This is a genomic window from Tabrizicola oligotrophica, from assembly GCF_011008935.1.
Classification (GTDB): domain Bacteria; phylum Pseudomonadota; class Alphaproteobacteria; order Rhodobacterales; family Rhodobacteraceae; genus Tabrizicola_A; species Tabrizicola_A oligotrophica.
Window position 1 is genome coordinate 158,500 of sequence record NZ_JAAIVJ010000007.1, and the last position, 26,563, is coordinate 185,062.

General features: G+C 64.0%; 31 protein-coding genes. 25 read left to right on the forward strand and 6 right to left on the reverse strand.

The genetic code is table 11. The features are described from left to right. The first annotated feature begins 3 nt into the window (after window positions 1-3). Complete coding sequence (rpsE, locus tag G4Z14_RS13000; RefSeq protein ID WP_164626397.1) at window positions 4-591, forward strand: 30S ribosomal protein S5; 588 nt, start codon at window positions 4-6, stop codon at window positions 589-591. Window positions 592-593: 2 nt separating this feature from the next. Continuing rightward, on the forward strand, window positions 594-788 hold the full coding sequence (rpmD, locus tag G4Z14_RS13005; RefSeq protein ID WP_164626399.1) for a 50S ribosomal protein L30: 195 nt from the start codon (window positions 594-596) through the stop codon (window positions 786-788). A 67-nt stretch (window positions 789-855) separates the two neighbouring features. Here rpmD and G4Z14_RS13010 read toward each other — a convergent pair whose 3' ends face one another. After that, window positions 856-1,317 (reverse strand): MAPEG family protein, encoded by a 462-nt coding sequence (locus tag G4Z14_RS13010; RefSeq protein WP_164626401.1) that lies wholly within the window; start codon window positions 1,315-1,317, stop codon window positions 856-858. Between the two features lie 180 nt (window positions 1,318-1,497). Here G4Z14_RS13010 and G4Z14_RS13015 point away from each other — a divergent pair, with 180 nt between their 5' ends. The 19 genes from G4Z14_RS13015 to G4Z14_RS13105 all read left to right on the forward strand — a co-directional run bounded on the left by G4Z14_RS13015 (window position 1,498) and on the right by G4Z14_RS13105 (window position 17,921). Further along, window positions 1,498-1,938, forward strand: a complete 441-nt coding sequence (locus G4Z14_RS13015; protein ID WP_164626403.1) for a GFA family protein — start codon at window positions 1,498-1,500, stop codon at window positions 1,936-1,938. Window positions 1,939-2,012: 74 nt separating this feature from the next. Beyond that, window positions 2,013-2,402: an ectoine synthase gene (locus G4Z14_RS13020; RefSeq protein WP_164626405.1), complete on the forward strand. Its 390-nt coding sequence runs from the start codon at window positions 2,013-2,015 to the stop codon at window positions 2,400-2,402. A 283-nt stretch (window positions 2,403-2,685) separates the two neighbouring features. Continuing rightward, window positions 2,686-3,153: a 50S ribosomal protein L15 gene (rplO, locus tag G4Z14_RS13025; RefSeq protein ID WP_164626407.1), complete on the forward strand. Its 468-nt coding sequence runs from the start codon at window positions 2,686-2,688 to the stop codon at window positions 3,151-3,153. Window positions 3,154-3,256: 103 nt separating this feature from the next. Continuing rightward, a complete protein-coding gene (secY, locus tag G4Z14_RS13030; RefSeq protein ID WP_164626409.1) occupies window positions 3,257-4,612 on the forward strand; it encodes a preprotein translocase subunit SecY in 1,356 nt (451 codons plus the stop codon). 10 nt (window positions 4,613-4,622) lie between these two features. After that, on the forward strand, window positions 4,623-5,207 hold the full coding sequence (locus G4Z14_RS13035) for an adenylate kinase (RefSeq protein ID WP_164626411.1): 585 nt from the start codon (window positions 4,623-4,625) through the stop codon (window positions 5,205-5,207). A gap of 180 nt (window positions 5,208-5,387) precedes the next feature. Continuing rightward, a complete protein-coding gene (rpsM, locus tag G4Z14_RS13040; RefSeq protein ID WP_164626413.1) occupies window positions 5,388-5,756 on the forward strand; it encodes a 30S ribosomal protein S13 in 369 nt (122 codons plus the stop codon). A gap of 13 nt (window positions 5,757-5,769) precedes the next feature. Further along, on the forward strand, window positions 5,770-6,165 hold the full coding sequence (gene rpsK, locus G4Z14_RS13045; RefSeq protein WP_164626415.1) for a 30S ribosomal protein S11: 396 nt from the start codon (window positions 5,770-5,772) through the stop codon (window positions 6,163-6,165). A 117-nt stretch (window positions 6,166-6,282) separates the two neighbouring features. Continuing rightward, the gene (locus G4Z14_RS13050; protein ID WP_164626417.1) at window positions 6,283-7,299 is read left to right on the forward strand and encodes a DNA-directed RNA polymerase subunit alpha; all 1,017 of its coding nucleotides are present in this window, start codon (window positions 6,283-6,285) and stop codon (window positions 7,297-7,299) included. A 149-nt stretch (window positions 7,300-7,448) separates the two neighbouring features. Then, complete coding sequence (rplQ, locus tag G4Z14_RS13055) at window positions 7,449-7,868, forward strand: 50S ribosomal protein L17 (protein ID WP_164626419.1); 420 nt, start codon at window positions 7,449-7,451, stop codon at window positions 7,866-7,868. A gap of 297 nt (window positions 7,869-8,165) precedes the next feature. Beyond that, window positions 8,166-8,777: an autoinducer binding domain-containing protein gene (locus G4Z14_RS13060; protein WP_164626420.1), complete on the forward strand. Its 612-nt coding sequence runs from the start codon at window positions 8,166-8,168 to the stop codon at window positions 8,775-8,777. Window positions 8,778-8,828: 51 nt separating this feature from the next. Further along, the gene (locus tag G4Z14_RS13065; RefSeq protein WP_164626423.1) at window positions 8,829-9,419 is read left to right on the forward strand and encodes an acyl-homoserine-lactone synthase; all 591 of its coding nucleotides are present in this window, start codon (window positions 8,829-8,831) and stop codon (window positions 9,417-9,419) included. 45 nt (window positions 9,420-9,464) lie between these two features. After that, the gene (locus tag G4Z14_RS13070; protein ID WP_164626425.1) at window positions 9,465-10,775 is read left to right on the forward strand and encodes a replication-associated recombination protein A; all 1,311 of its coding nucleotides are present in this window, start codon (window positions 9,465-9,467) and stop codon (window positions 10,773-10,775) included. A gap of 163 nt (window positions 10,776-10,938) precedes the next feature. Next, window positions 10,939-11,292, forward strand: a complete 354-nt coding sequence (locus G4Z14_RS13075; RefSeq protein ID WP_164626427.1) for a fluoride efflux transporter FluC — start codon at window positions 10,939-10,941, stop codon at window positions 11,290-11,292. Beyond that, complete coding sequence (locus tag G4Z14_RS13080; RefSeq protein ID WP_164626429.1) at window positions 11,289-12,335, forward strand: RluA family pseudouridine synthase; 1,047 nt, start codon at window positions 11,289-11,291, stop codon at window positions 12,333-12,335. The genes G4Z14_RS13075 and G4Z14_RS13080 overlap by 4 nt, the downstream gene beginning before the upstream one ends. After that, complete coding sequence (locus tag G4Z14_RS13085) at window positions 12,332-13,039, forward strand: ATP12 family chaperone protein (RefSeq protein ID WP_164626431.1); 708 nt, start codon at window positions 12,332-12,334, stop codon at window positions 13,037-13,039. Before G4Z14_RS13080 ends, G4Z14_RS13085 begins: the two co-directional genes overlap by 4 nt. Window positions 13,040-13,272: 233 nt before the next feature. Beyond that, the gene (locus G4Z14_RS13090; RefSeq protein WP_164626433.1) at window positions 13,273-14,289 is read left to right on the forward strand and encodes an amino acid ABC transporter substrate-binding protein; all 1,017 of its coding nucleotides are present in this window, start codon (window positions 13,273-13,275) and stop codon (window positions 14,287-14,289) included. A gap of 131 nt (window positions 14,290-14,420) precedes the next feature. Beyond that, window positions 14,421-15,695 carry an amino acid ABC transporter permease gene (locus G4Z14_RS13095; protein ID WP_164626435.1) on the forward strand — a complete coding sequence of 425 codons (1,275 nt, stop codon included), beginning with the start codon at window positions 14,421-14,423 and terminating at the stop codon, window positions 15,693-15,695. A 1-nt stretch (window position 15,696) separates the two neighbouring features. Then, a complete protein-coding gene (locus G4Z14_RS13100) occupies window positions 15,697-17,139 on the forward strand; it encodes an amino acid ABC transporter permease (protein ID WP_164626437.1) in 1,443 nt (480 codons plus the stop codon). Between the two features lie 11 nt (window positions 17,140-17,150). Next, window positions 17,151-17,921 (forward strand): amino acid ABC transporter ATP-binding protein, encoded by a 771-nt coding sequence (locus G4Z14_RS13105; protein WP_164626439.1) that lies wholly within the window; start codon window positions 17,151-17,153, stop codon window positions 17,919-17,921. A 19-nt stretch (window positions 17,922-17,940) separates the two neighbouring features. Here the strand turns inward: G4Z14_RS13105 and G4Z14_RS13110 are convergent, their stop codons facing one another. Further along, a complete protein-coding gene (locus tag G4Z14_RS13110) occupies window positions 17,941-18,672 on the reverse strand; it encodes an SDR family NAD(P)-dependent oxidoreductase (RefSeq protein WP_164626441.1) in 732 nt (243 codons plus the stop codon). A gap of 107 nt (window positions 18,673-18,779) precedes the next feature. Here G4Z14_RS13110 and argB point away from each other — a divergent pair, with 107 nt between their 5' ends. The 4 genes from argB to G4Z14_RS13130 are packed head-to-tail and all read left to right on the forward strand — an operon-like array spanning window position 18,780 to window position 21,643. Then, complete coding sequence (gene argB, locus G4Z14_RS13115; protein WP_164626442.1) at window positions 18,780-19,679, forward strand: acetylglutamate kinase; 900 nt, start codon at window positions 18,780-18,782, stop codon at window positions 19,677-19,679. A gap of 49 nt (window positions 19,680-19,728) precedes the next feature. After that, window positions 19,729-20,520 (forward strand): sterol desaturase family protein, encoded by a 792-nt coding sequence (locus G4Z14_RS13120; protein ID WP_164626444.1) that lies wholly within the window; start codon window positions 19,729-19,731, stop codon window positions 20,518-20,520. Then, entirely contained in the window at window positions 20,460-21,143 is a 684-nt protein-coding gene (locus tag G4Z14_RS13125; RefSeq protein ID WP_227751719.1) for a 4Fe-4S dicluster domain-containing protein, read from the forward strand. The genes G4Z14_RS13120 and G4Z14_RS13125 overlap by 61 nt, the downstream gene beginning before the upstream one ends. Then, a complete protein-coding gene (locus G4Z14_RS13130) occupies window positions 21,140-21,643 on the forward strand; it encodes a SixA phosphatase family protein (protein WP_164626447.1) in 504 nt (167 codons plus the stop codon). Before G4Z14_RS13125 ends, G4Z14_RS13130 begins: the two co-directional genes overlap by 4 nt. Window positions 21,644-21,649: 6 nt before the next feature. On the opposite strand, the gene yihA is transcribed toward G4Z14_RS13130, so the two are convergent. The 4 genes from yihA to G4Z14_RS13150 form a co-directional block, all read right to left on the reverse strand. Further along, window positions 21,650-22,303 carry a ribosome biogenesis GTP-binding protein YihA/YsxC gene (yihA, locus tag G4Z14_RS13135; RefSeq protein ID WP_164626449.1) on the reverse strand — a complete coding sequence of 218 codons (654 nt, stop codon included), beginning with the start codon at window positions 22,301-22,303 and terminating at the stop codon, window positions 21,650-21,652. Next, window positions 22,300-23,046 carry an MOSC domain-containing protein gene (locus G4Z14_RS13140; RefSeq protein ID WP_164626451.1) on the reverse strand — a complete coding sequence of 249 codons (747 nt, stop codon included), beginning with the start codon at window positions 23,044-23,046 and terminating at the stop codon, window positions 22,300-22,302. The genes yihA and G4Z14_RS13140 overlap by 4 nt, the downstream gene beginning before the upstream one ends. Next, the gene (yidC, locus tag G4Z14_RS13145) at window positions 23,043-24,866 is read right to left on the reverse strand and encodes a membrane protein insertase YidC (RefSeq protein ID WP_164626495.1); all 1,824 of its coding nucleotides are present in this window, start codon (window positions 24,864-24,866) and stop codon (window positions 23,043-23,045) included. Before yidC ends, G4Z14_RS13140 begins: the two co-directional genes overlap by 4 nt. Before the next feature lie 136 nt (window positions 24,867-25,002). Continuing rightward, window positions 25,003-26,541 (reverse strand): putative bifunctional diguanylate cyclase/phosphodiesterase, encoded by a 1,539-nt coding sequence (locus G4Z14_RS13150; protein WP_227751720.1) that lies wholly within the window; start codon window positions 26,539-26,541, stop codon window positions 25,003-25,005. Window positions 26,542-26,563 lie beyond the last annotated feature (22 nt).

Consider the following 26,563-nt stretch of genomic DNA (forward strand, 5'->3'; position numbering starts at 1 on the left):
AAAATGGCAGAACGTGAAAACCGTCGGGAAGACCGTGGCCAGCGCCGTGGTGATGACCGTCGCGAGAGCCGTGAAGAAGCTGCGCCCGAGTTCGCCGACCGTCTGGTCGCGATCAACCGCGTGTCGAAAACCGTGAAGGGCGGCAAGCGCTTTGGCTTTGCGGCACTCGTCGTTGTCGGCGACCAGAAAGGTCGCGTCGGCTTCGGCAAGGGCAAGGCCAAGGAAGTGCCGGAAGCGATCCGCAAGGCAACGGAACAGGCCAAGCGCCAGATGATCCGCGTGCCCTTGAAGGACGCCCGCACCCTGCACCACGACATGGAAGGCCGTCATGGCGCCGGTAAAGTCGTGATGCGCTCGGCTGTGGCCGGTACCGGCATCATCGCCGGCGGCCCGATGCGCGCCGTCTTCGAAATGCTGGGTCTGCAGGACGTTGTTGCGAAGTCGATCGGCTCGCAGAACCCCTACAACATGATCCGCGCCACCATCGACGGTCTGAAAGCCGAGACCTCGCCCCGTCAGGTTGCGGCCCGCCGCAACAAGAAGGTGGCCGAGATCCTGAACAAGCCCGCCGCTGAAACCGTGGAGGCCTGAACATGACCGCGAAGAAAACCATCGTCGTCAAGCAGGTGGCCTCGGCCGCCCGCCGTCCGGCCGTGCAGACCGCGACCCTCAAGGGTCTTGGCCTGAACAAGATGAACCGCACCCGTGAGCTGGAGGATACCCCTTCGGTGCGCGGCATGGTGAACAAGATCAGCCACCTCGTTCAGATCATCGAAGAACGTGGATAAGAGTTCGGTGGGTCAATGACCCACCCTGCGGAAAGCGCCCCGGGGGAAACCCCGGGGCGTTTTCGTTTCACAGCACTGCCACCAGCGCGTAAAGCGCCATGCCCGCCACGATCAGCGAGCCGATGGTGTAGAACGTCGCCCGCACCTCATGCGACAGCGCCATGGCATAGGCCAGCGCATGTGCCACCCGCGCCGCGACAAAGCCGAACAGCATCCCTTGGGCGAGCCAGAGCGGCGGCGCGACCGCGACGAACAACAGCCCCGCCACCCAGAACCCGGGGATGTTCTCCAGATCGTTGCGATGCATCCGGCGCGAGCGGTCGACATAATCGTTCAGCTCAAGCTGCGCCGGCGCGGGCGCGCGGTTGAGAGGGCCGGGGCGCAGATCCTCGGGGCTGGCATAGCCGGCCTTGGCCCGCATCATCCGGTAGACCGTCATCCAGCCCTGACCCATCAGCTTGAAGACCATCAGGGCTGCCGCGATCAGGTAGGTGACGAATACCGGGTTTCCGACATGAAATTCGCCCATCTGCGCCTCCGCTCGGGGTGGGGGCAGCATCCGGTGGCGCGGCGCCGGCTGTCAACGGAAAAGCCTCCGATCAAATCTTGCGCGACGGGAAAGGATTTTTCCCATGCCGGGCGCAAGGGTGTTAGGCTCGGCCGCGACTCATCGCCAGCGCGATGGGGCAGAGATCAATGGGAGGATACCATGGCAGCGAAATACGCGGGCGGCTGCGCCCATGTGCATGTGACCAGCAATGCCGAGCCGATCGACAACCACGAATGCCACTGCAACGTCTGCAAGTCGGTGACGGGCCAGCACACCACGCATGTCGCGTTCTTCAACTATGGGGATCTGAACGTCGACCACCCCGAAAAGATCAATCGGGTGCCCTTCAACAAGGACAACCCGAATGGCCCGCTGGAAATCTGCGTCTGCGCCGATTGCGGGGCGGCACTGATGCTGGACGACAAGCAGAAGCGCATCCGCGTCGCGGTGCCGAACATCATGGGCTATGACGACGCCGCCTTCCCGAAGGCGAGCTATCATGCGTTCTGGGATGAGACCAAGGGCTATCCCTCGCCCACCGACGGCCGTCCGGTCTACGGCGGGCTGCAGCCGAGCTTTGTCTGGCCCAAGGGGGCGTGAGGCGCGCCTGATGCCGGGTTGACCAGACCGCCGGGGCGTACCCGGCGGTCTTTGCCGCAGCGACAGGACCTGCCATGATCGTCCGCACCCTCGCCTCTGTCCTTGGCACAGCCGCCCATGTGAAGGGTGAGGCCTTCGAAAGCCGCCGCATTCTTCTGGCCGCCGATGGCCTTGGCTATTCGCTGCATGACACGATCTGCAAGGCCGGGACCGAGCAGCGTCTGGAATACAGGAACCACGTCGAGACCAACTATGTCATCGAGGGGAAGGGCGAAGTGGTGAATGTGGCCACCGGCCAGACTTGGCCGCTCGGTCCCGGCACGGTCTATGTGCTCGACCACCACGAGGCGCATCTGCTGCGCGCTGCGACCGACCTGCGGATCATCTGCGTGTTCACGCCGGCCCTGACGGGGCAGGAAAGACACGACGCTTCTGGAAGCTATCCGGCACCGGGAGGAGCGTAACGCGGTTCCCGTCAGGCGGGGTTCTGCCCCGCCCTACAGGAAGGAAGGTCACGATCCTTCGGGCCGTTCCCCGGCGCTTGCCGGGTTGCCAGGCCCCGCGCAGGGCGGGCCTCAGCCCGCCGGAATTCCCCGACACCCCCCGCGCATCCCACGGGGGCTTGATTGATGCCCCCCGGCCCTCTATACGCCCCCGGTGGCCATCCGGGCTGCGAGAATCAACAAGAAATGCCGTGTTGTCCCCATCCGTCGCAGGTCGGGACGTTCCGGCCAAGGAGATTGCGACATGAAACTGCATGAACTTTCTGACAACGAAGGCGCGGCCCGCAAGAAAAAGCGCGTGGCGCGTGGTCCCGGCTCGGGCAAGGGCAAGACCGCCGGCCGCGGGATCAAGGGTCAGTCCTCGCGTTCGGGCGTGGCGCTGGGTGGCTACGAAGGCGGCCAGATGCCGCTCTACCGTCGCCTGCCGAAGCGCGGCTTCAACAAGCCGAACGCCAAGCAATTCGCCGTCATCAACCTGGGCCTGATCGAGAAATTCATCGGTCTGGGCAAGCTCGACGCCAAGGCCGAAATCACCGAAGACGTGCTGGTCGCCGCTGGCCTGACCAAGTCGAAGCACGACGGCATCCGCGTTCTGAACAAGGGCGAGATCAAGTCGGCCGTCAAGCTGGTCGTCACGGGCGCTTCGGCTGCCGCGATCGAGGCCGTCAAGGCCGCCGGTGGTTCGCTGACTGTGGCTGCTGCCGCTGAATAAAAGGTTGTGAGCGGCGAAAAGACCGCTTACATCACCAAGGCAAGTTTTCCCGCGCCGCCGACCGGAGAACGGTTCGGCGGCGCAGTCATGAGAGAGACCAAACATGGCATCTGCTGCAGAGCAAATGGCGGCCAATCTGTCGTGGGGGGCGCTCGGCAAGGCGACGGACCTGCGCCAGCGCATCTTCTTCACTGTCGGCCTTCTGATTGTCTACCGCCTTGGCACCTATATTCCGGTTCCGGGCATTGATGGTCAGGCGCTGCGCGACTTCATGTCTTCGGCAGGGGCTGGTCTCGGCGGCATTCTGAACATGTTCACCGGCGGCGCGATCAGCCGCATGGGCATCTTCGCCCTTGGCATCATGCCCTATATCTCGGCCTCGATCATCATCCAGCTTCTGGCCTCGATGATCCCGGCGCTGGAGCAGATGAAGAAGGAAGGTGAGCAGGGCCGCAAGAAGATGAACCAGTGGACGCGCTATGCGACCGTCGCGCTGGCGTTGTTTCAGGGCTACGGCATCGCCATGTCAATTCAGGCGGGTGGGCTTGCCCATACGCCGGGCGCGTTCTTCGTGGCCTCCTGCGTCATCACGCTGGTCGGCGGCACCATGTTCCTGATGTGGCTGGGCGAGCAGATCACCGCGCGCGGCATCGGCAACGGCATTTCGCTCATCATCTTCGTCGGCATCGTGGCGGAAATTCCGGCCGCGCTGGCGCAATTCTTCAGCCAGGGCCGCGCCGGCGTCATTTCGACTCCGGTCATCATCGGCGTTCTCATCATGGTGGTGGTCGTCATCGCCGCCGTGGTGTTCATGGAGCGCGCGCTGCGCAAGATCTCGATCCAGTACCCCCGTCGCCAGGTCGGGATGAAGATCTACGACGGTGGCTCTTCGCACCTGCCGATCAAGGTCAACCCCGCGGGCGTCATTCCGGCGATCTTCGCCTCGTCGCTGCTTCTGCTGCCGATCACGATCTCGACCTTCTCGGGCGCGCAGACCGGGCCGATCATGTCGACCATCCTCGCCTATTTCGGCCCCGGTCAGCCGCTCTATCTGCTGTTCTTCGTCGGCATGATCGTGTTCTTCGCCTATTTCTACACCCACAACGTCGCCTTCAAGGTCGATGACGTGGCGCAGAACCTGCAGAACCAGAACGGCTTCATCCCCGGCATTCGGCCTGGCAAGAAGACCGAAGAATATCTGGAATATGTGGTGAACCGCGTTCTGGTTCTGGGCGCGGCCTATCTCGCCGCCGTCTGCCTGCTGCCCGAAGTGCTGCGCAGCCAGTTTGCCATTCCGTTCTATTTCGGCGGCACCTCGGTTCTGATCGTGGTTTCCGTGACGATGGACACCATCAACCAGATCCAGTCGCATCTTCTGGCCCACCAGTACGAAGGCCTGATCGAAAAGTCGAACCTGCGGGGCAAGAAGCGCGCTCCGAAGGCACCGGCGCGGCGCTGAGGGCGGGCACATGGCCAACATCATCCTTCTCGGCCCCCCCGGGGCTGGCAAAGGCACTCAGGCCGAAAAGCTGGTCGCGGGCCGCGGCATGGTGCAGCTGTCAACCGGCGACATGCTGCGCGAGGCCAAGTCCTCGGGCAGCGAAATGGGCCGCAAGGTCGCCGAGGTGATGGAGCGTGGCGGGCTGGTGACGGATGAGATCGTCATCGGCCTGATCGAGGAAAAGCTCGCCAAGGGCGCGCCCGGCGGCTTCATCTTCGACGGCTTCCCCCGCACCCTGAAGCAGGCCGATGCGCTGGCCGAGCTGCTGGCGCGCAAGGGTCTGGCACTGGATGCGGTGATCGAGCTGGTGGTGGACGATGCGGCGCTGGTGGGCCGGATCGTCAAGCGCGCCGACGAGGCCCGCGCCAAGGGGCAGGCCGTGCGCAAGGACGACACGCCCGAAGTGTTCGAGGTGCGGCTGCGCGAGTACTACAAGAACACCGCGCCCCTGATCGGCTATTACTGGGCAAAGAAAAGCCTGCGGCAGCTGGACGGGATGGCGGAAATGGACGCTGTAGCGGCCGCCGTTGCGAAAGTTCTTGACAAAGCCTGAGATTCCGCCCCGGCCCGCTTGACGGGCGGGGGGAAAGCCCCTAAAGCACGGCGTCCCGCCATGGAATCGCCTGTGGTTCGGGTTTCCCTGCAATTGGGAAGATCGCGTCAGAGGCGCCGCCTCTGGCAGTTGTGAAAAAAGGTTCTGGCACGACGGAACCGCAACGAAAGGACAAACGCCTTGGCTCGTATTGCTGGCGTCAACATCCCGACTCAAAAACGGGTGATCATCTCCCTGCAGTATATCGCAGGCATCGGCGCGCATAACGCCGAAACCATCTGCACCGCGCTCAAAATCGACGCCGCTCGCCGTGTCAATCAGTTGACCGACGCCGAAGTGCTGGCGATCCGCGAATACATCGACGCCAACTTCACCGTCGAGGGCGACCTGCGCCGCGAAGTGTCGATGAACATCAAGCGTCTGATGGACCTCGGCTGCTACCGCGGCCTGCGTCACCGCAAGGGCCTGCCGGTCCGCGGCCAGCGCACCCACACCAATGCCCGCACCCGCAAGGGCCCGGCCAAAGCCATCGCTGGCAAGAAGAAATAAGGGGTAGGGCATCATGGCACGCGATACCAAATCGACCCGCACGAAGAAAAAAGAGCGCAAGAACATCGCCGCTGGCGTTGCTCATGTGAACTCGTCGTTCAACAACACCAAGATCCTGATCTCCGACGTTCAGGGCAACGCCATTTCGTGGTCGTCCTCGGGCACCATGGGCTTCAAGGGCTCGCGCAAGTCGACCCCCTACGCCGCGCAGATGGCCGCCGAAGATGCGGGCCGCAAGGCGCAGGAACATGGCGTCAAGACGCTGGAAGTCGAAGTTCAGGGCCCCGGTTCGGGCCGTGAATCGGCTCTGCGCGCGCTGGCTGCCGTGGGCTTCAACATCACGTCGATCCGCGACGTGACGCCGCTCGCGCACAACGGCTGCCGCCCGCCGAAGCGCCGCCGCGTCTAAGGCATTTCTATTGCAATCGGGCCGTGCGGTTTCGCGCGGCCCGATTGCGTGATTCCAGATCCTCGGGCGTCACCTGGCTTAGGGACATGGGCAGGTGACAAGAATGGAGGCGAAAGCATGATCCACAAGAATTGGCAGGAACTCATCAAGCCGCTGCAACTGGTCGTCAAGGCCGGGGCTGATGCACAACGTGTCGCCACCGTCATCGCCGAACCGCTGGAACGCGGCTTTGGTCTGACGCTGGGCAACGCGCTGCGCCGCGTGCTGCTGTCGTCGCTGCAGGGCGCCGCGATCACCAGCGTCCAGATCGACAACGTCCTGCACGAGTTCTCCTCGGTGGCGGGCGTGCGCGAAGACGTCACCGACATCGTGCTGAACCTGAAAGGCGTGCGCCTGAAGATGGACGTCGAGGGGCCGAAGCGCCTGTCGATCTCGGCCAAAGGCCCAGGCGTCGTCACCGCTGGCGACATCTCGGAAACCAACGGCATCGAAGTGCTGAACAAGGACCATGTGATCTGCCACCTCGACGATGGCGCCGATGTCTACATGGAGCTGACGGTCAACACCGGCAAGGGCTATGTCTCGGCCGACAAGAACCGCCCGGAAGATGCCCCGATCGGCCTCATTCCGATCGACGCGATCTATTCGCCGGTCAAGAAAGTGTCCTACGAAGTGCAGCCGACCCGCGAGGGCCAGGTGCTGGACTATGACAAGCTGACCATGAAGATCGAAACCGACGGCTCGCTGACCCCCGATGACGCCGTGGCCTATGCCGCGCGCATCCTGCAGGACCAGCTGGCGATCTTCGTCAACTTCGACGAGCCGGAATCGTCGAAGGCCGGCGAAGTGGATGCGGGTCTGGAATTCAACCCGCTCCTGCTGAAGAAGGTCGACGAGCTGGAGCTGTCGGTCCGTTCGGCGAACTGCCTGAAGAACGACAACATCGTCTATATCGGCGATCTGATCCAGAAGACCGAAGCCGAGATGCTGCGCACTCCGAACTTCGGCCGCAAGTCCTTGAACGAGATCAAGGAAGTGCTGTCGGGCATGGGCCTGCATCTGGGCATGGAAGTCGAGGACTGGCCGCCGGAAAACATCGAAGACCTGGCCAAGCGCTTCGAAGACCAGTTCTAAGGGGTAACCCCCACCCCCATCCCCTCCCCACGGAGGGGGAGGGGGGCCGCAAATGCCCGCTCAGGCGGGGAAAATAAGGGCAATCCCGCCCCAACGACGCCAGATCAACGCAATCCGGCAACACAAAGTAAAACGCTTAGGAGACTACCATGCGTCACGCTCGCGGCTACCGCCGTCTGAACCGTACCCACGAACACCGCAAGGCGCTGTTCGCCAACATGGCCGGTTCGCTCATCGAACACGAACAGATCAAGACCACGCTTCCGAAAGCCAAGGAACTGCGTCCGATCGTTGAAAAGCTGATCACGCTGGCCAAGCGTGGCGACCTGCATGCCCGCCGTCAGGCCGCCGCCCAGCTGAAGCAGGACATGCATGTCGACCGTCTGTTCGACGTGCTGGCTGCCCGCTACAAGGACCGTCAGGGCGGTTATGTCCGCATCCTGAAGGCCGGATTCCGCTATGGCGACATGGCTCCGATGGCGATCATCGAATTCGTTGACCGCGATCCCTCGGCCAAGGGTGCTGCCGACCACGCCCGCACCGCCGCCGACGAAGCTGTCGAAGACTGAGACATCCAGTCAGCCGCAAGTCCAAAGGCCCGCGTTTCGCGGGCCTTTTTCTTTTGCCTGAACCGCGTCTTGCCGGCGCGGCCTGATTCTGCGGCCGGTCCGCCGGGCTGCCCGGAATCATGGTTAACGGAAGCCCCCGCGTACCGGTCGCAATGGCCGCCAGCATGCGAATACGGCTTTTTTCAGGCAGCCCAATGTCTTGTGGGCGGTAATTGAGGTAAAATTCGATTCAGTTCTGGTGCAACTGCCGGTGGCATTCTACAGTCAGGAGAAGAATCGCCACCTAGCGAAAAAGACATGTCAGTAAAACTTGGTATGGATGTTGAACTTCACCAGCTGTCGCTTTTGGCGCCTGCGGGGTACTCGATCGGTTTGCACATCCGCTTTACTGCACCGCTGTTCATGTTTCAGGCCTACGATCAGGCCTGGCTCGATCACTATACCGAGAACGGCTATGTCTTGCGGGATCCCATGGTCGCCTGGGGGTTTTCGACCACCGGCACGATCCGGTGGAGCGACCCGTCGCTTCCCGATCCCTTTGGCCTTTTCAAGAAGGCCGCAGCTTATGGCTTGACCTATGGCGCCACCGTTGCCTGTGGCCCGATCAAGTCGCGCACCATTGCATCTTTCGCCCGATCCGACCGCGAGTTCTCGGATGCCGAAATCGCCGCCGTTGCTGCCATCGTGCAGCGGCTGCATGACGCGACCGAACCGCCCGAAGAGCTGACCAAGGCCCAGATCGAGGCGCTCAAGTGCATTGCCGGGGGGGACCGGATCGCGGCGGCTGCAGCCAAGCTGGGCATTTCCGAAAGCGCGCTCAAGGCGAGGATCACCTCGGCGCGAATACGGCTCATGGCCCGGACGACAGCCGAGGCAATCCAGCGGGCAAAGGATTATCGCCTGATGTAATCAAGACCCCTCCTGCAAGGTTCGACTGCCATCCAACCTGAAGGAGCTGCCATGCTGACCACTACGCTTTCTTTTGCCAACTTGCACAACCATGGCGAGTTGTTTGCGAACATGTTGCGCGCACGGCGCGAATTGTTCATCGTTCATAACAAGTGGAACCTGCCCGAAGCGATGGGCATGGAGTATGACCAGTATGACACCCCGGCCAGCCGCTGGGTGGTCGTCCATGATGTCGAGGGCAGGGTGCTGGCGGGCAATCGCCTGACGCCGACCACCACTGGCTGCGGCATTTACAGCTACATGATCCGGGACGCGCAGCGCGGGCTGCTCGACACCATTCCCTCGACCCTGCTTTACGATGAAGCGCCGGTGGCCCCCCATATCTGGGAAAGCTCGCGGCTTTTCGTCAGCCATGACGTGCCCGCCGCTATCCGCCGCCGGGTGCATGCCCAGCTGATCGCCCAGCTTGGCGAAACCGTGCGCGGGCTGGGGGCCAGCCATTGCCTGACGCTTCTGGCCGCGACATGGCCGCGCTGGGCCGATCGCGTCGGTGTCAAGATGAAGGCGATGGGGCCGGTGATGGAGATCGACGGCATCGACAACCAGGTGGTGATGATGGACTTCAGCCTGACCGTCCATTGACGGCAGGTCTTTCCCCGCATCGCGTCCGGGCGTAGTCTGGGCAGCATGGCTGATCTTTTCGATACCGCTGCTGCCCAACCTGCCCCCGGCGCGCCACGTCCCCTTGCCGACCGCCTGCGGCCGCGCAACCTGTCCGAGGTGATCGGTCAGGGCCAAGTGCTTGGCCCGGATGGGCCGTTGGGCGCGATGCTGGCGGCGGGCTCGCTGTCGTCGCTTGTCCTCTGGGGACCGCCGGGGGTGGGCAAGACCACGATCGCGCGGCTTTTGGCGGCGGAAACCGATCTGAGCTTCGTGCAGATCTCGGCGATCTTCACCGGGGTGCCCGACCTGCGCAAGGTGTTCGAGACGGCCAGGATCCGGCGCGCGAACGGGCAGGGGACGCTGCTGTTCGTCGACGAGATCCACCGCTTCAACAAGGCGCAGCAGGATGGCTTCCTGCCGCATATGGAGGACGGCACGATCCTCTTGGTGGGTGCCACCACCGAAAACCCGTCTTTTGAACTGAACGCAGCCCTTCTCAGCCGCGCGCAGGTGATCGTGCTGGAACGGCTGTCGCCGGCCGATCTGGAACGCCTGACCCAGCGCGCCGAAAAGGAACTTGGCCGCGCGCTGCCCCTGACCGGCGAGGCGCGCGAGGCGCTGATCGAGATGGCCGATGGCGACGGTCGCGCCTGCCTGAACCTGATCGAGCAGGTTGCGGCCTGGAAGACCGACCGCACGCTGAACCGCGACGAGCTTGCTCGCCGCCTGATGCGCCGCGCCGCCAAATACGACAAGTCGGGCGAAGAGCATTACAATCTCATCAGCGCCCTGCACAAATCGGTGCGCGGCTCTGACCCGGATGCAGCCCTGTACTGGTATGCAAGGATGCTGGAGGGCGGCGAGGATCCGCGCTTCCTCGCCCGTCGCCTGACCCGCATGGCGGTCGAGGACATCGGCCTTGCCGATCCGCAGGCGCAGGCGGTCTGCATCGACAGCTGGCAAACCTACGAACGGCTTGGCAGCCCCGAAGGCGAACTCGCGCTGGCCAATGCCGTGGTCTATCTCGCGCTCGCCCCGAAATCCAATGGCGTCTATACCGCCTACAAGGCCGCCCGCGCCGCGGCGCGCGACACCGGGAGCCTGATGCCGCCCCGCCATATCCTGAACGCCCCGACCCGGCTGATGAAGGAGATCGGCTATGGCACGGGCTACGCCTATGACCACGACGCCGAGGACGGCTTTTCCGGCCAGAACTACTTCCCCGAAGGCATGAAACGCCCAGTGTTCTACGCCCCGCCCGAACGTGGGTTCGAGCGCGAGCTGAAAAAGCGCATCGACTATTTCACCAGGCTGCGCGCCCGACGCGAGGAATGAGCCCGGCCCTTACTCTTGGCCGAAATACTCCCCGCAGAGCGCCCGGCATCGGCGGCAAGAGCCTGCGGCGGGAGTATTTCGGCCAAGAGGAAGGCGAAGGGCGAGCGAAGCGATACGATGAGCGGCGGTTGACAAATGACGCGCCCGCGCCCAAGGAAACCCCATGTTCTGGACGCTTTTCCAAGTTGCACTCGGCGGGGCCGTCGGCTCGGTCCTGCGCTATCTGGCCGTGGCCGCCTTTGGCGCGCCCTGGGCGGTGGCGGCTGTCAATGTGGCGGGCAGCTTTGTCATGGGGGTGTTGTTCATCACCCTGACCAGCCGGGCGCATCTGTCGCCGCTGTTGATGACGGGCGTCCTCGGTGGCTTCACCACCTTTTCCGCCTTTTCGCTGGACGCCTTGAAGCTCTGGCAATCCGGGCAGACCGGGCAGGCGGCGCTGTATGTCGCCGCTTCGGTCGGCCTTTCCCTTGTCGCCGTCGCCCTTGGCGCGGCCCTTGCCAAAGGAGCGCTGGCATGAGCGCCGTGAAACTTCTGACCGTCTCGGCTGATGAGGGCGAGCAGCGGCTCGACAAATGGTTCAAGCGGCGCTTTCCGCAGATCTCGCAGGGTCATGTCGAGAAGATGTGCCGCACCGGGCAGATCCGCATCGACAGCGCGCGGGCCAAGGCGTCAGACCGGGTCGCGCCCGGCATGGTCATCCGCGTGCCGCCCCTGCCCGAGGCCGAGGCCCCCAGCCGCCCCGTCGAGGGGCGCATCAGCGCCGCCGACACGAAGATGATCCAGAACGCAGTGCTGTGGAAGGATGAGCATATCATCATCCTGAACAAGCCCGCCGGCCTGCCGTCGCAGGGTGGCTCGGGGCAGGGGGACCGTCACGTCGACGGCCTGACCGAGGCCTTGAAATTCGGCTACAAGGAGCGGCCCAAGCTGGTGCATCGGCTCGACAAGGATACTTCGGGTGTCCTGATGCTGGCCCGCACCGACCGGGTGGCGCGGGCCTTGTCCGAAGCGCTGCGCAACCATCACACCCGCAAGATCTACTGGGCGCTGGTCGCGGGCGTACCGAACCCGCGTCAGGGCAGCATCAAATATGGCCTGATGAAGGCTCCCGGTCATGGCCGGGGCGGCGAGGGCGAGAAGATGCAATGCGTCCATCCCGCCAAGATGGCCGATTACCCCGAGGCCAAGCGCGCGCATACCGATTTCTTCACGCTCTGGTTCCTTGGCACCCGGCTGTCGTGGATGGCGCTGGAGCCGATCACCGGGCGCACCCACCAACTGCGCGCCCATCTGGCCGAGCTGGGGCATCCGATCATTGGCGACGGCAAGTATGGTGGATCGTCGACCGAGAACATGGGCGATGGCTGGGGGGCGGGTCTGGGGGGCGAGATCAGCCGCAAGCTGCACCTGCACGCCCGCTCGCTGACGATCCAGCACCCGATCACCAAGGAAGTCATGACCTTTACCGCGCCCTTGCCCGACCACATGGCCAAGACATGGAAGCTCCTGGACTGGAAGGACACCGATATCCCCGCCGACCCGTTCGAGGCCCGCAGATGAGCGGCTGGACGGCGAAGCGGTTCTGGAAAGCCGCCACGCCTGAGCCCTGCGACGGCGGTTTCACCGTGCGGCTGGACGGGCGGGCAGTGAAGACCCCGGCCAAGGCCGCCTTCGTGGTGCCAAGCCTTGCGATGGCGCAAGCTGCGGCCGCGGAATGGGACGCGCAGCAAGGCGTCATCAAACCCGAGACAATGCCTGTTACCCGCGCCGCCAATTCGGCCATCGACAAGCTGTCGGTGCAGTTTGACGAGGTGGTCGACCTGATCGCCGCCTATGGCGCGAGCGACCTCTTGTGCTATCGCGCGACCGGGCCGGACGCGCTGGTGGCCCGGCAGGCCGCAGCCTGGGATCCGCTGCTTGACTGGTCGGCCGCCGAACTTGGCGCAGCACTGGTCGCCACCGCGGGCGTGATCCACATTGACCAGCCGTCCGGCAGCCTCGCGCGGCTGCACGCGCTGACCGCCGCCCTTGGGCGGTTCCGGCTGGCCGCCTTCCACGATCTCGTCGCAATTTCCGGCTCGCTGATCCTTGGTTTTGCCGTCACGCGCGGGCGGCTTTCGGCGGACGAGGCCTTCGCCCTCAGCCGAATCGATGAGGACTGGCAGGCTGAAATCTGGGGTGTCGATGAGGAAGCCGCAGCGCTGGAGGCCGCGCGCCGGCAGGCATTCCACGAGGCCGCCCGGTTCTACGAGTTGTGCGGGTAACAATCTTGCTTGGTCCTGGCCGCAGGATTTCGGCATTGTGCGCGATACAATCAGCAATGTGCCGCCAAGCACCGGAGTTTCCGGTTTAGCGGATGTTTTTCTTGACCTTGGCCAAGCCCCTGACCGATGATCCACGACACTGGCGCGCATGGCGTCCCAATCAATCCGCACCCGTGACCAAGCGGGGCGTATGAAACCTGCCCTTCCGGGCAGATCCACAGGAAGAGGTAAGAATGAAAAAAACGATGTTCCTCGGCACCCTCGCCGCCACCACCGTTCTGGCCGGCGCGGCCTTTGCCGGCACGCTTGACGACGTCAAGGCGCGGGGCGAGCTGCTGTGCGGGGCCAACCCCGGTCTGACCGGTTTTGCCGCTCCCGACGCCAATGGCGAATATCAGGGCTTCGATGCCGCGCTCTGCAAGGCTATCGCCGCCGCTGTCCTTGGGGACGCCACCAAGGTCAAGTTCGTGCCGCTGTCGAGCGAAGTGCGCTTCACCGCGCTGGCTTCGGGCGAAGTGGACGTGCTGGTCCGCAACTCGACTGCGACCTATTCGCGCGATAACGACCTCAAGCTCGATTTCCCGGTCATCAACTACTATGACGGCCAGGGCTTCATGGTGAAGAAGGATCTCGGGGTTTCCTCGGCCAAGGAACTTGATGGCGCCACCGTCTGCATCCAGACCGGTACCACCACCGAACTGAACCTTGCCGACTTCTTCAAGCACAACAACATCACCTATACCCCGGTGACGGTGCAGGACGACTCCGAGGCGCAGCGCAACTACCTTGCCGGCTCGTGCGACGCCTTTACCACCGACGCATCGGGCCTTGCTGCCGTGCGCTCGTCCTTCCCCGACCCGGAAAACCACATCATCCTGCCGGAGATCATCTCGAAAGAGCCGCTCGGGCCGGCCGTGCGCCATGGCGACAACCAGTGGGGCGACGTAGTCCGCTGGACCTACAACGCGCTGCTGATCGCCGAGGAAAAGGGTATCACCAAGGCCAATCTGGCCGAAGTCGAAGCGTCGTCGACCGACCCGGAAGTGCGCCGCCTGCTTGGCCTTGAAGGCGACATGGGCGTGATGCTTGGTCTCGACAACGCGGCCTTCAAGAACGCCATCCTTGCCAACGGCAACTATGGTGAGATCTTCGAAGCCACCATCGGCACCTCGACCCCGATCGGTCTGGCCCGCGGCCTGAACGCGCTGTGGACCCAGGGCGGCCTGCAATACGCGGCTCCCTTCCGCTGATCTTTCAGCCGGGCGCATCCCGACACCGGGGTGCGCCCCTTCTCTTCAAGACCAAGTGACGCCAGGACCATAGGGCATCGCCCATAAAAGCCGCAGAACAAGACGGCCAGGGTCGGCACAGGGGGAATACCATGACGCTCGCGACTGACGCGCCGAAAGATGTCTTTCGGCTCTCGATGCTCATCTACGATACACGCTACCGATCCTATACCATCCAGATCGCAGTTCTGGTCCTGCTTTTGCTGTTCCTGGGCTGGATCACCGACAACACGATCCAGAACCTGGCCGAGCGGGGCAAGGACATCAGCTTCAACTTCCTGTGGCAGCGGGCTGGCTATGACATAGACCAGCAGCTGATCCCCTATACCAACGACAGCACCCATGGCCGCGCGACGGTCATCGGCATCCTGAACACGCTGGTCGTCGCGATCATCGGCTGTTTGCTGGCCACCGTCATTGGCGTGGTCGCCGGTGTCCTGCGCCTGTCGAAGAACTGGCTCGTGGCGCGGATCATGACCGTCTATGTCGAGGTCTTCCGCAATATCCCGGTGGTGTTGTGGATCATCGTCGCCTCGGTGTTCCTGACCGAAACCCAGCCGCAGCCCCGCGATTTCAAGGTGACGGACGAGATGATCATGGCGGGTGAAGAGCCCAAGGCCTCGATGCTGTTCGGTGCCATTGCCATAACCGGCCGCAGCACCGACATTCCTGCCCCGGTGCTGAGCCGTCCCCTGCCGACGCTGGAAATCGCCACTGTGCCGGTCAGCCTGTCGTTCCTGGCCTTCCTTGCGGTGGTGGTGGTGTCGGTAATGGCGAACCGCCGCTTCCTGACCCGCGTGACTGCAGTCCAGGAAGAAACCGGGGTGCGCCCGGTGACGTGGTGGAAGTCGCTTCTGATCCTCTTCGGACCCTCGATCGCACTCTTGATCGCGATGGGGCTGCATCTGGAGTATCCCGAACTGAAGGGCTTCAACTTCAAGGGCGGGATTTCGATCAACCATGCCTTCTCGGCCCTGCTGGTGGCGCTGTCGCTTTATACCGGGGCCTTCATCGCCGAAAACGTGCGGGCGGGCATCATGGCCATTTCGCGCGGGCAAAGCGAGGCCGCCTTCGCGCTGGGCCTGCGCCCCGGGCGGGCGATGAAGCTGGTGATCCTGCCGCAGGCGCTGCGGGTCATCATCCCGCCCCTCATCAGCCAGTATCTGAACCTGACCAAGAACACCTCGCTGGGTATCGCGGTCGGCTATCTCGACCTGCGCGGCACGCTGGGCGGCATCACCATGAACCAGACCGGCCGCGAGATGGAATGCATGGTGCTGATGATGGGGATCTATCTGGTCATCAGCCTGATCGTCTCGTCCATCATGAATGCCTACAACAACGCCGTGAAGCTGAGGGAGCGCTGAGATGTCCGACAGTTCATTCGTCCGCACCCAGATGCTCCCGCCCGAGGTCCCGCCGCTGACCGAGCGTGGTCTGGTCAGGTGGATGCGCGAGAACCTGTTCTCTTCGGTTCTCAACACCGTCCTGACTCTGGCCGGGCTGGCCTTCGTGATCTACGCCGTCGCCGCGACCCTGCCTTGGTTCCTGAATGGCGTCTGGAACGCCAAGGACATCAAGGAGTGCCGCGAAATCGTTCTGGCCAATGCCGGACCGGAGGCGACCGGCGCTTGCTGGGCGCTGATCCGCGAGCGCTGGCACCAGTTCCTTTTCGGCTTCTATCCTGCCGATCTTTACTGGCGTCCGGTCCTGGCGCTGGGGCTGTTGCTCGTGTCGCTGGCGCCGCTGCTGTATTACAGCATGCGCCGCGCCAACCTGATCCTTGTCGGCACGGTTTCCGTCCTGACCCTGATCGCATTGGCGCTGCTGGCCCCTGGCGCGGCCCTTCTTGTGCTTTTTGCCGGCCTGTTTGCCGCGCTGACTGCCGTGGCCTGGTATGCGCCGCAAAAGCTGGTCTGGCTTACCCTGGCCTTCCCGCTTCTGGCCTTTGCGCTCTTGTGGGGCGGGTCGGTCTGGGGGCCGATCGGCGTCGCTGCGGGGTTTGGCATTCTGGCGCTGGTCTATTCGCTGACCAAATCCTTCCTTGGTGTCGTCGTCGCCACGGGTGCAGGTGTGGTCGCGGCGGCGGTCTGGTGGCTGATGGTGCAGACCAGCGTCACCACCGCGCTGCACGGCGCCATTCCGCTGGGCATTCAGGCCGTGAATTCCGACCAGTTCGGCGGTTTCCTTCTGGCCTTCGTGATCGGGGTCACGGCCATCGGCGCCTCGCTGCCCATCGGCATCCTCTTGGCGCTGGGCCGGCGGTCGGACATGATGCTCATCAAGACGCTCTGCGTCGGCTTCATCGAATTCGTGCGCGGCGTGCCGCTGATCACGGTCCTGTTCGTCGCCACGCTGCTCCTGGGCTATTTCCTGCCGCCGCAGTCGAACTTCGACCTGATCCTGCGTGTCATCATTCTGGTGACCTTCTTTTCGGCCGCCTATCTGGCCGAGGTGATCCGCGGCGGTCTGGCTGCGCTGCCGAAGGGCCAGTATGAAGCCGCCGACGCTCTGGGGCTGGATTACTGGCAGGCGCAGCGGCTCATCATCATGCCGCAGGCGCTGAAAGTCTCGATCCCGGGCATCGTCTCGTCCTTCATCGGGCTTTTCAAGGACACCACCCTTGTTGCCTTCGTCGGCCTCATGGACCCGTTGAAAGGCGTCACCACCATCGTCCGTGCCGACGTCGCATGGAAGGGCATCTACTGGGAGCCCTACATCTTCGTCGGCGCGATCTTCTTTGCCGTCTGCTTCGGCATGTCCAGATACTCGATGTATCTGGAGCGGAAGCTCAAGACCGACCACCGTTAAGGAGCCCGAACATGGCTGAAGCAACGAAAAAGATGCAGGTCTCGGACGAGGTCGCCATCCAGATCTCCAGCATGAACAAATGGTACGGCCAGTTCCACGTTCTGCGCGACATCAACATGACTGTGCATCGCGGCGAGCGGATCGTGATTTGCGGCCCCTCGGGTTCGGGCAAGTCGACGCTGATCCGCTGCATCAACCGGCTGGAGGAACATCAGTCGGGCCGGATCGTGGTGGACGGAACCGAGCTGACCAATGACCTGAAGAACATCGACAAGGTGCGCTCCGAGGTCGGCATGGTGTTCCAGCATTTCAACCTGTTTCCGCATCTGACCATTCTGGAAAACTGCACGCTGGCGCCGATCTGGGTCCGCAAGACGCCCCGCAAGGAGGCGGAAGAAACCGCGATGCACTATCTGCACAAGGTCAAGATTCCCGAGCAGGCCCATAAATACCCCGGTCAGCTGTCGGGCGGTCAGCAGCAGCGCGTCGCCATCGCGCGCAGCTTGTGCATGAAGCCGCGCATCATGCTGTTTGACGAGCCGACCTCGGCGCTGGACCCCGAGATGATCAAGGAAGTGCTGGACACCATGATCCAGCTGGCCGAAGAGGGCATGACCATGCTTTGCGTCACCCACGAGATGGGCTTTGCGCAGGCGGTGGCCAATCGGGTGGTGTTCATGGATCAGGGCCAGATCGTCGAACAGAACGCCCCGAAGGAGTTCTTCTCGAACCCGCAGTCCGACCGGACCAAGCTGTTTCTCAGCCAGATCCTCGGGCACTGACCAGGGCGGCACGCGGCCCTCAGACGTGCTGCGCGCCGTTCACCTCGATCTCGGCCCCGGATATGTAGCTCGACTGGTCCGAACAGAGGAACCAGATCACATCCGCCACTTCCGACGGCTGGCCAAGGCGCTGCATCGGCAGCTTTTCCACGATCTTGTCGGTACCCGGCGACAGAATCGCCGTTTCGATCTCGCCCGGCGCAATCGCGTTCACCCGCACGCCCAAAGGCCCGAAATCATGGGCCATTTCCCGCGTCAACGCCGCCAGCGCCGCCTTGGAGGTGGAATAGGCCGCACCGGCGAAGGGATGCACCCGGCTGCCGGCAATCGAGGTGACATTGACGACCGAGCCCTTGGCCGCCGACAACTCGTCTTTCAGCCCGCGCGCCAGCACGATCGAGGCGAAGAAGTTGACATGGAACACCTGCCCCCAGGTCCGCAGGTCGGTCTCCAGCGAGTTCAGCCGGCTGCCGCCCGGCCCCTTCGGGCTGATGCCGGCGTTGTTCACCAGCGCGTGCAACTTGCCGCCCAGCTTTTCCTTGATGACCTCCAGCGCCGCGATGGTCTTGTCGGGGCTGGCGAGATCAATCTGGATATGGCTGGCCTCGCCGTTTGGCCAGGGGCAGCGCGGATCGAAGGGCTGGCGCGAGCAGGTCAGCACCCGCCAGCCTTCTCGCTCGAACCGCTTGACGGTCGCGTGGCCGATCCCGCGCGAGGCACCGGTCAAAAGCAGGGTTTTCTGGTCGGTCATGGCATCACCTCTGCCGGGCAACTTAGGCCAATCCGCGCGGGGTGCAAGCAGTGCTTGGCAGAGGCTCGCAAAAGCCTTAAGGGGCGGAAAACAGCCGGAGGCCGTCCATGCAAAAGCAAACCCTGACCGTCGAAAACGCCAAGGCCACCGCCAAGATGCTGTCCGAGGCGCTGCCCTATCTCCAGCGCTTCGAAGGGTCCGTGGTGGTGGTGAAGTTCGGTGGCAACGCCATGGGCGACGATGCCGCTATGGCCGAATTCGCCCGCGACATCGTGCTGATGCGGCAGGTCGGGGTGAACCCGGTCGTGGTGCATGGCGGCGGGCCGATGATCAACGACATGCTGAACAAGCTTGGCATCAAGTCGGAGTTCGTGCGCGGCAAGCGGGTGACCGACAAGGCCACCGTGCAGGTGGTGGAGATGATCCTGTCGGGTCTGGTGAACAAGCGCATCGTGCAGGCGATCATGGACGCGGGCGGCCGCGCCGTGGGCATTTCCGGCAAGGATGACGATCTGATGGTCTGCGAGGCGGACGATCCGGAACTCGGCTATGTCGGCAAGCCGATCGAGATGAACGTGCAGGTGCTGCGCGATCTTTACAAGGCCGGCATCATTCCGGTCATCGCGCCGGTCGGCACCGGCATGGCCGACAACGAGACCTTCAACGTCAACGGCGACACCGCCGCAGGGGCCATTGCCGGGGCCCTGCAGGCTGACCGTCTGCTGCTCTTGACCGACGTGCCGGGGGTGAAGGACGCCTCGGGTCAGGTGATGACCCAGATCACGCCCGAGGAAATCCGCCAGATGACCGCCGACGGCGTGATTTCTGGCGGGATGATCCCCAAGACCGAAACCGCGCTGATGGCGCTGGAGAAAGGCACCCGCGCCGTGACCATTCTGGATGGCAAGGTGCCGAATGCCTGCCTCTTGGAGCTGTTCACCGACCATGGCGCCGGCAGCCAGATCCGCTCGACCGAGCCGCGGATCAAGCCGCATGTGAAGCGCTAGCTTTTTACTTCGCCGCCCCTTACGTTCAGGAAGTGGAATGTGAGGGGCGATGCAATACGAACTGATCCTGCGGCTTTCCGTGTTTCTGGGGCTTTTCGCTCTGCTCGCGGCGCTGGAGACGCTGGCCCCGCGTCGCAGCCGCAGCCAGCCGCGCGGCCGGCGCTGGGTCACCAATCTGGCAATCGTGGTGCTGGACACCCTCGCGCTGCGCGCGCTGGCGCTGGCGCTGCCGTTTCTGGCGGTCGGCGCGGCGATTGACGCCTGGCGCATGGGCTGGGGCCTGTTCAACCTGGCTGACTGGCCGCTCTGGCTGGAAATCCTGCTGTCGATCCTGCTCTTGGATCTCGCGATCTGGGTGCAGCACCTTGTCACCCACAAGGTGCCGCTGTTCTGGCGGTTTCATCGGGTCCACCATGCCGACCGCGACTTTGACGTGACCACGGCGCTGCGCTTTCATCCGGTGGAGATTCTCGCGTCGATGCTGCTGAAGATCGGGCTGGTTTACCTGCTTGGTCCGCAGGCCGTGGCGGTCGTGTTGTTCGAGGTGATCCTGAACGCCACCGCGATGTTCAGCCATTCCAACCTGCGGCTGCCCTTGTGGCTGGACCGGCTGGTGCGGCTGGTGCTGGTGACACCCGACATGCACCGGGTGCATCACTCGGTCCACCGGCACGAACATGACAGCAATTATGGCTTTGCGCTGTCGGTCTGGGACAGGATATTCCGGACCTATCGGCCTATGCCGGAGGCAGGGCATGACAAGATGGTGCTGGGGCTGGAATGGCAGGACGACAAACCCTCGCGGCTGGGCTGGACGCTGATGCTGCCCTTTCGGAAATAGTCGAAAGGCTGGCGGCGCATCAGCTTGAAATCCTTGGCGGGTTTCATGCGACGGGGGAAAGTGCCTTGCCCCCCGGCACGCGGACGCTGCTGCTGATCGGACCGAAGGAGCCGGGGTTCTGGCCGCATGTGACTTCGCAACCGGAATGGGACGGCACGCCGGACCCGATCGACCGCTGGTCACGCCGCGTGATCGGCCGGGTTGCCTGCGATATTGGGGCCAAGGCGCTGTTTCCCTTTGGGGGGCCGCCTTACCACCCGTTCTATCAGTGGGCGCTGCGCACCGGCCGGGTCTGGGACAGCCCGGTGCGGCTGCTGGTGCAGGCGACCCAAGGGCTGATGGTCAGCTTTCGTGGCGCGCTGGCGATCAAGGACGTGCTGGCCCTGCCGCCGCCGGCCATCAGGCCCTGTGACAGCTGCGCCAAGCCCTGTCTCACCGCCTGTCCGGCGGGCGCCTTGGGAGAGGCGGGCTATGACGTGCCCGCCTGTCATGCCTGGCTGTCGGCGGGCGATCGGGACTGCATGAAATCGGGTTGCCTTGTGCGCCGCGCTTGCCCGGTCAGCCAAGCTTATGCAAGGATGCCGGAACAGTCGGCCTATCACATGGGACAATTCCACAAATGAAGCGCCTGATCCTGACGCGACACGCAAAATCCAGCTGGGACGACCCGCTGATGAGCGACCATGACCGCCCGCTGAACGAACGCGGCAAGGCGGCGGCGGCGGACCTTGGCCAATGGCTCGCCTCGCGCGGCTATGTCCCGGACGAGGTTCTGTGTTCGGATGCCGTGCGCACCCGGGCCACATTTTCGGGCATGGCGCCCGCGCTGCCCGGCGCCCCGGTGCTGGACCTGAAGCCCGCGCTGTACCATGCGGGGCCGGATGTGATGCTGGCGGTTCTGCGCCACGCCACCGCCGACACGGTGATGATGATCGGCCACAACCCCGGCATAGCCGAATTTGCCCATCGGTTGGTGTCGAAAACCCCGATCAGCCCGGAGTTCCGCAAATACCCGACCGGCGCGACGCTGGTCGTCGATTTCGCGGCCAGGGCTTGGGCCGAGGTGGGCTTTGGTCAGGGCGTGACGGCGGATTTCATCGTCCCGCGCGAGATCGCGGCCTAGGACCCGTCACTCCATCGTCGCGATGATGGCGCGCAGGGTTTCAATCCCTTCGCCCTTTTCCGAACTGGTCACGACAATCTCGGGGTAGGCCGCCGGGTGCTTGCCAAGGGCGCCCTTGACCTGCTCGATCACGGCGGCGCGCTCGGTCTTGTTTATCTTGTCAACCTTGGTCAGCACGGCCTGAAAGGTCACGGCAGAGCGGTCGAGCAGGGTCAGGATCTCTTCATCCACCGCCTTCACCCCGTGGCGGGCGTCAATCAGCACGAAAGCCCGCCGCAGGGTCTGCCGTCCGGCGAGGTATTGCTTCAAAAGCGCCTGCCATTTGGCCACCACGGCCACCGGCGCCTCGGCATAGCCATAGCCGGGCAGGTCGACGAGAAAACGCTCCTCGCCTAGGGCAAAATAGTTGATCTCCTGCGTCCGCCCCGGCGTGTTGGACGCGCGCGCCAGCGTCTTGCGACCGGTCAGCGCGTTGATAAGGCTGGATTTCCCGACATTGGAGCGGCCGGCAAAGCAGACCTCCAGCCGATCCGCCGGCGGCAGGCCGGACATGGCGACCACGCCCTTGACGAACTCCACCGGGCCGGCAAACAGCAGGCGGCCCTTTTCGCGGGGCTCAAAGTCCGGCTCTTCGGCGATGGTGAATTGCAGCTGGCTCATGTCAGGCTCCAGTCATCGCCCGCTGCAATGGGGCCGCCTTCGATCACGGTCGCGTAAACGCCGAAATCCTGGTGGCCGAAGGCAGTTTCAAGGGCGGAAAGCGTGTCGGCATCGGGGTGGCCGGTTTCGGGGTTCACCTTGGTTGCATTGCACCGGGTGATGCGTTCGTCGATGCGCAGGACGGCGTCACCGATGCGGATGTGACGACCGATCCAGCCGAATTCGGCCCAGGGGGCCGCGCCATCCAGCCAGAGGTTGCCACGGAATCGGTGCGGCGACAGGTCCTGGCCCATCCGCCGCGACAGATCGGCAAGCGAACTCGTGGACAGGATCGACACCGAGGGAAACTCGCTGTCGGTCATGCCGCGCCCGGCGCTGACGATGGCAACGGGCTGGGCGCGGTTCGCCGGGTTGAGCGGGCGCACCCAGTCGAGGAAGCGTGGCAGATCGGCGGGCTCATCCGGGCAGAAGGTGATGTCGCCCCGCTCCGGGTGGTGCAGGGTTACGCTGGCGGTCACCTCATCCAGCGTGCTGGTGATCGCCATCAGCTCCGGTGCCTTCGCCCCGCGCGCGAAATTCACGCAAGGGTTCCAGCCGGGCTCCAGCCGGGCCGCCTCATGCGCGACGGCCCAGTGCCGGTCCCATGGCAGGCAGGCGCCCGCCAAAAGACGAACGGACGCGAGGGTTTCGCGTCCGTGTCCCTTGATCGGGTGCCGGCAGATCTGCGCCAGCCGTCCCGTCATTTCTTGCGGCTCTTGTCGGCAACCACAACCGGCTTTTTCACGCTGGCCTTGATGTTGCCGAAGATGTCGGGCCGATGGCCGTGGCTGGCCATGATCAGATACTGCTGGACGAAGGTGATGGTATTGTTCGTGATCCAGTAGATGATGAGACCCGAGGCAAAGGTCGACATCATGAACATGAAGACCCAGGGCATCCAGGCAAAGATCTGCTGCTGCACCGGATCGGCGGGGGCCGGGTTCAGCTTTTGCTGCAGCCACATGGTGATGCCAAGGATGATCGGCACGATGCCGATGAAGATCATGTGGGTCAACGTGCCCGCGGCAGGCGCGTCCCAGGGCATCAGGCCGAAAATGTTGTACAAGGACGAGCTGTCCGGCCCGGAAAGGTCATCCAGCCACCCGAAGAAGGCGGCATGGCGCAGTTCCAGCGTGTTCGAGATCACCTTGAACAGCGCGTAGAAGATCGGGATCTGGATCAGGATCGGCAGGCAGCCCGCGGCGGGGTTGACCTTCTTGTCCTTGTAAAGCTGCATCATTTCTTTCTGCAGCTTCTGCTTGTCCTCGCCCGCGCGCTCTTTCAAGGCCTCCATCTCGGGCTGCAGTTCCTTCATCCGCGCCATGGAGACGTAGGACTTGTAGGCCAGCGGCAGGACCAGCACCTTCAGCACGAGGGTCAGCGCCATGATCGCAAGACCCATGTTGCCGATCAGGCCGTGCAGCTGGTGCAAGAGCCAGAAGATCGGCTTGGTGAAGAAGTAGAACCAGCCCCAGTCGATCGAGTCGATGAACCCGGCGATGCCTGCCTCATTCTGATAGGCGCGGATGGTGTCCCATTCCTTGGCGCCGGCATAAAGCTGCGTCGTCACCTCGGCGCTGGCACCCGGCGCGACGGCCATGACGTCGTGATGCACCTCGGCCTGATAGATGTCGTTCTGCGGCACATAGCGGGCCACCGACTTCCACGGCTTGCCCTGTTCGGGGACCAGCGTGGTCATCCAGTAATGGTCGGAGAAGCCGATCCAGCCATCGGTGGTGGCGTCGACTTTTTCGGCGGGCAGGGTTTCGCCTTCGGCCAGATCGAAATCGGCAAACTTGGAATATTTCACCTCGCCAAAGGTGCCATCCGTGCGGCGGATCAGGCCTTCATGCACGACATAGGTCCCTTGCAACTTGGGCAGGCCGTGGCGGGCCACGATGCCATACGGTGCAAGGCGGGCCTCGGCGGTGCCCTTGTTCTCCACCTTGTCGGTGACGGTGAACATGAAATCCTCGTCCACCGCCAGCGTGCGGGTGAAGGTCAGGCCCTTGGTGTTCTGCCATTGCAGCGTGACGGGCTGGCCGGAGGCAAGCACGGTTCCGGCGGTCACGGACCATTGGGTCTTGGCATCGGGCACATCGGCGGGATCAAGCCCGTTGCCCGCCAGCCAGCCAAAGACGGCGTAATAGGGGTGGTCCTTGCCCACCGGCGACAGGAGCCGCACTTCGGCGGAACCGGGATCCTTCGTCTCGCGGTAGGTTTTCAGCGACAGATCGTCGATGCGTCCGCCGGTCAGCGACAACGAGCCCGAAAGTTTTGGCGTGTCGATGGTCAGGCGCGGTGCCTCGGGCGCAGGCTGTGCCGCCGCGGCAGTGGCGGTGGCATCGGCCGGCGCTTCTGCGGTGGTTGCCGGAGCCGCCGTTTCCGGCGTGGCAGTCTGTTCGGCTGCGGGCTCCTCGGGGAACCACTGCGGGAACAGCATCGGGCCGCCGACGAACCAGGCGAGGATCACCAGAAAGCTGAGCGCGGTTGCGAGGATGAGATTCTTGTTCTGATCGTCCATCAGGACCACCACCATTCCTGTCCAAAGGTCCGGCTGGTTCAACGCCAGAGGCGGCAAAAGGTCAAGCGCTTTCCCGGTTTCCACACCAGGAAAGCGCGAGTTTGGCAAGCTTTCCGGCCGTGCCCACGCCGGGCGGTCAGCGCGCCCGATGCCCGATGCGGGGTGCGGCAGAGGGCCGGGCACGGTGACGTTCGATCCAATCCATCGTTTCATCGACCGGCATGGGCCGGGCAATGCCGAAGCCCTGCACATCGCCGCAGCCCAGTTGCGACAGCATGGCATGTTCACCGGGCGTCTCGACCCCTTCGGCAAGCGAGGCCAGCCCCAGCCGCTCAGCCATGGACAGGATCGCCGCCACCATCTGCTGCTGCTCGCGGTCTTCGTCGACCTTGGTCACAAAGCTGCGGTCGATCTTGATCCGGCGCACGGCAAAGCGGCGGATCGAGGTGATCGAGGCATGGCCGGTGCCGAAATCGTCCAGGTCAATGCCGCAGCCCAGGCGCGACAGGGCCGCGATGTTCGACACGATCACATCATTGTCGGCATCCGCCACCACATGTTCCAGAATTTCCACACAGAGCCGCGCCGGGGCGAGCCCGAAGCGGTCCAGCTCCCATTTCAGCTTTTCTGCCAGCTTGGGGTTGCGCAATTCGGCCGCCGAGAAGTTCACGGCCACCATGGGCACGCCAAGCCCGGCCTTGTCCCAGCGGGAGAGGGCGGTCAGCGCATTGAACAGCATCACCTCGCCCAGACGTTCGCAAAGCCCGGCATCCTCGATCATGGGCAGGAATTCTCCGGGGGGAATCAGGCCGCGTTCAGGGTGATACCAGCGCGCCAAAGCCTCGAGCCCGGTGATGGCGCCGGTGTCGGTCGAAATCTGCGGCTGGAAATGCGCCCGGATATGGCCTTCGTCCAGCGCCGCCTCCAGCTCTTCGCGCAGCGCCTCGCGGTCGGCCCGATGGCGTGCCATGTCGGGCGCATAGGCGCGAATGGCGCCGGGGCCATGGCGGGCCGCCTCGTCGGCGGCGATCTGGGCGGCGTCAAGCAGCGCCTTGCCACGCGGTTCCGGCGCGCGCTGGCCAAGGCAGAAGCCGACCGAGGCCGAGACATAAAGGCGCTGGGCGTTCAACGAAATCGGCACGTTGATCGCCGCCTGCAGCCGTGCGGCAAGCTGCACCACGCTTTCCAGATCCAGCCGGCGCACCGGGGCAAGCGCGATGGCAAAGCCGCCGCCTTCAAGCCGGGCCACCATGTCGCCGCTGCGCAACGCGGCACAGATCCGCTCGGCGCTGCGGGTCAGGACCTCGGTCTGGGCGGTGCGACCGTGGTGATCCAGAATCTGATCCATGTCGTCGAACTGCAGCACCAGACAGGCTGTTGTCTTGCCGGAGATCGGCCCCTCCGCCAGGATTTCGTCCAGCACGGTCACCACCTGCGCCCGCAGCCCCAGCCCGCCCAGCGAATCGGGCAGCGCCTGCGGCGGATCGACCGGCTGGAAGGCGCCGGCCAGGGCAAACAGCAGCGGCGCCCCCAGCGCCACCATGACCAACACCCGTTCCCCACCGAACCAGAAGGCTGCAAGCGTGATGGCGGGCAGGAACAGGATCATCTCGGGCCGCCGCATCCCGGCGTGAAGGGCGCGGGTGGGGCGGGCAAGGCGGTTGGTCAGCGGCATGAACGGCATCTCCGGCTTGGCA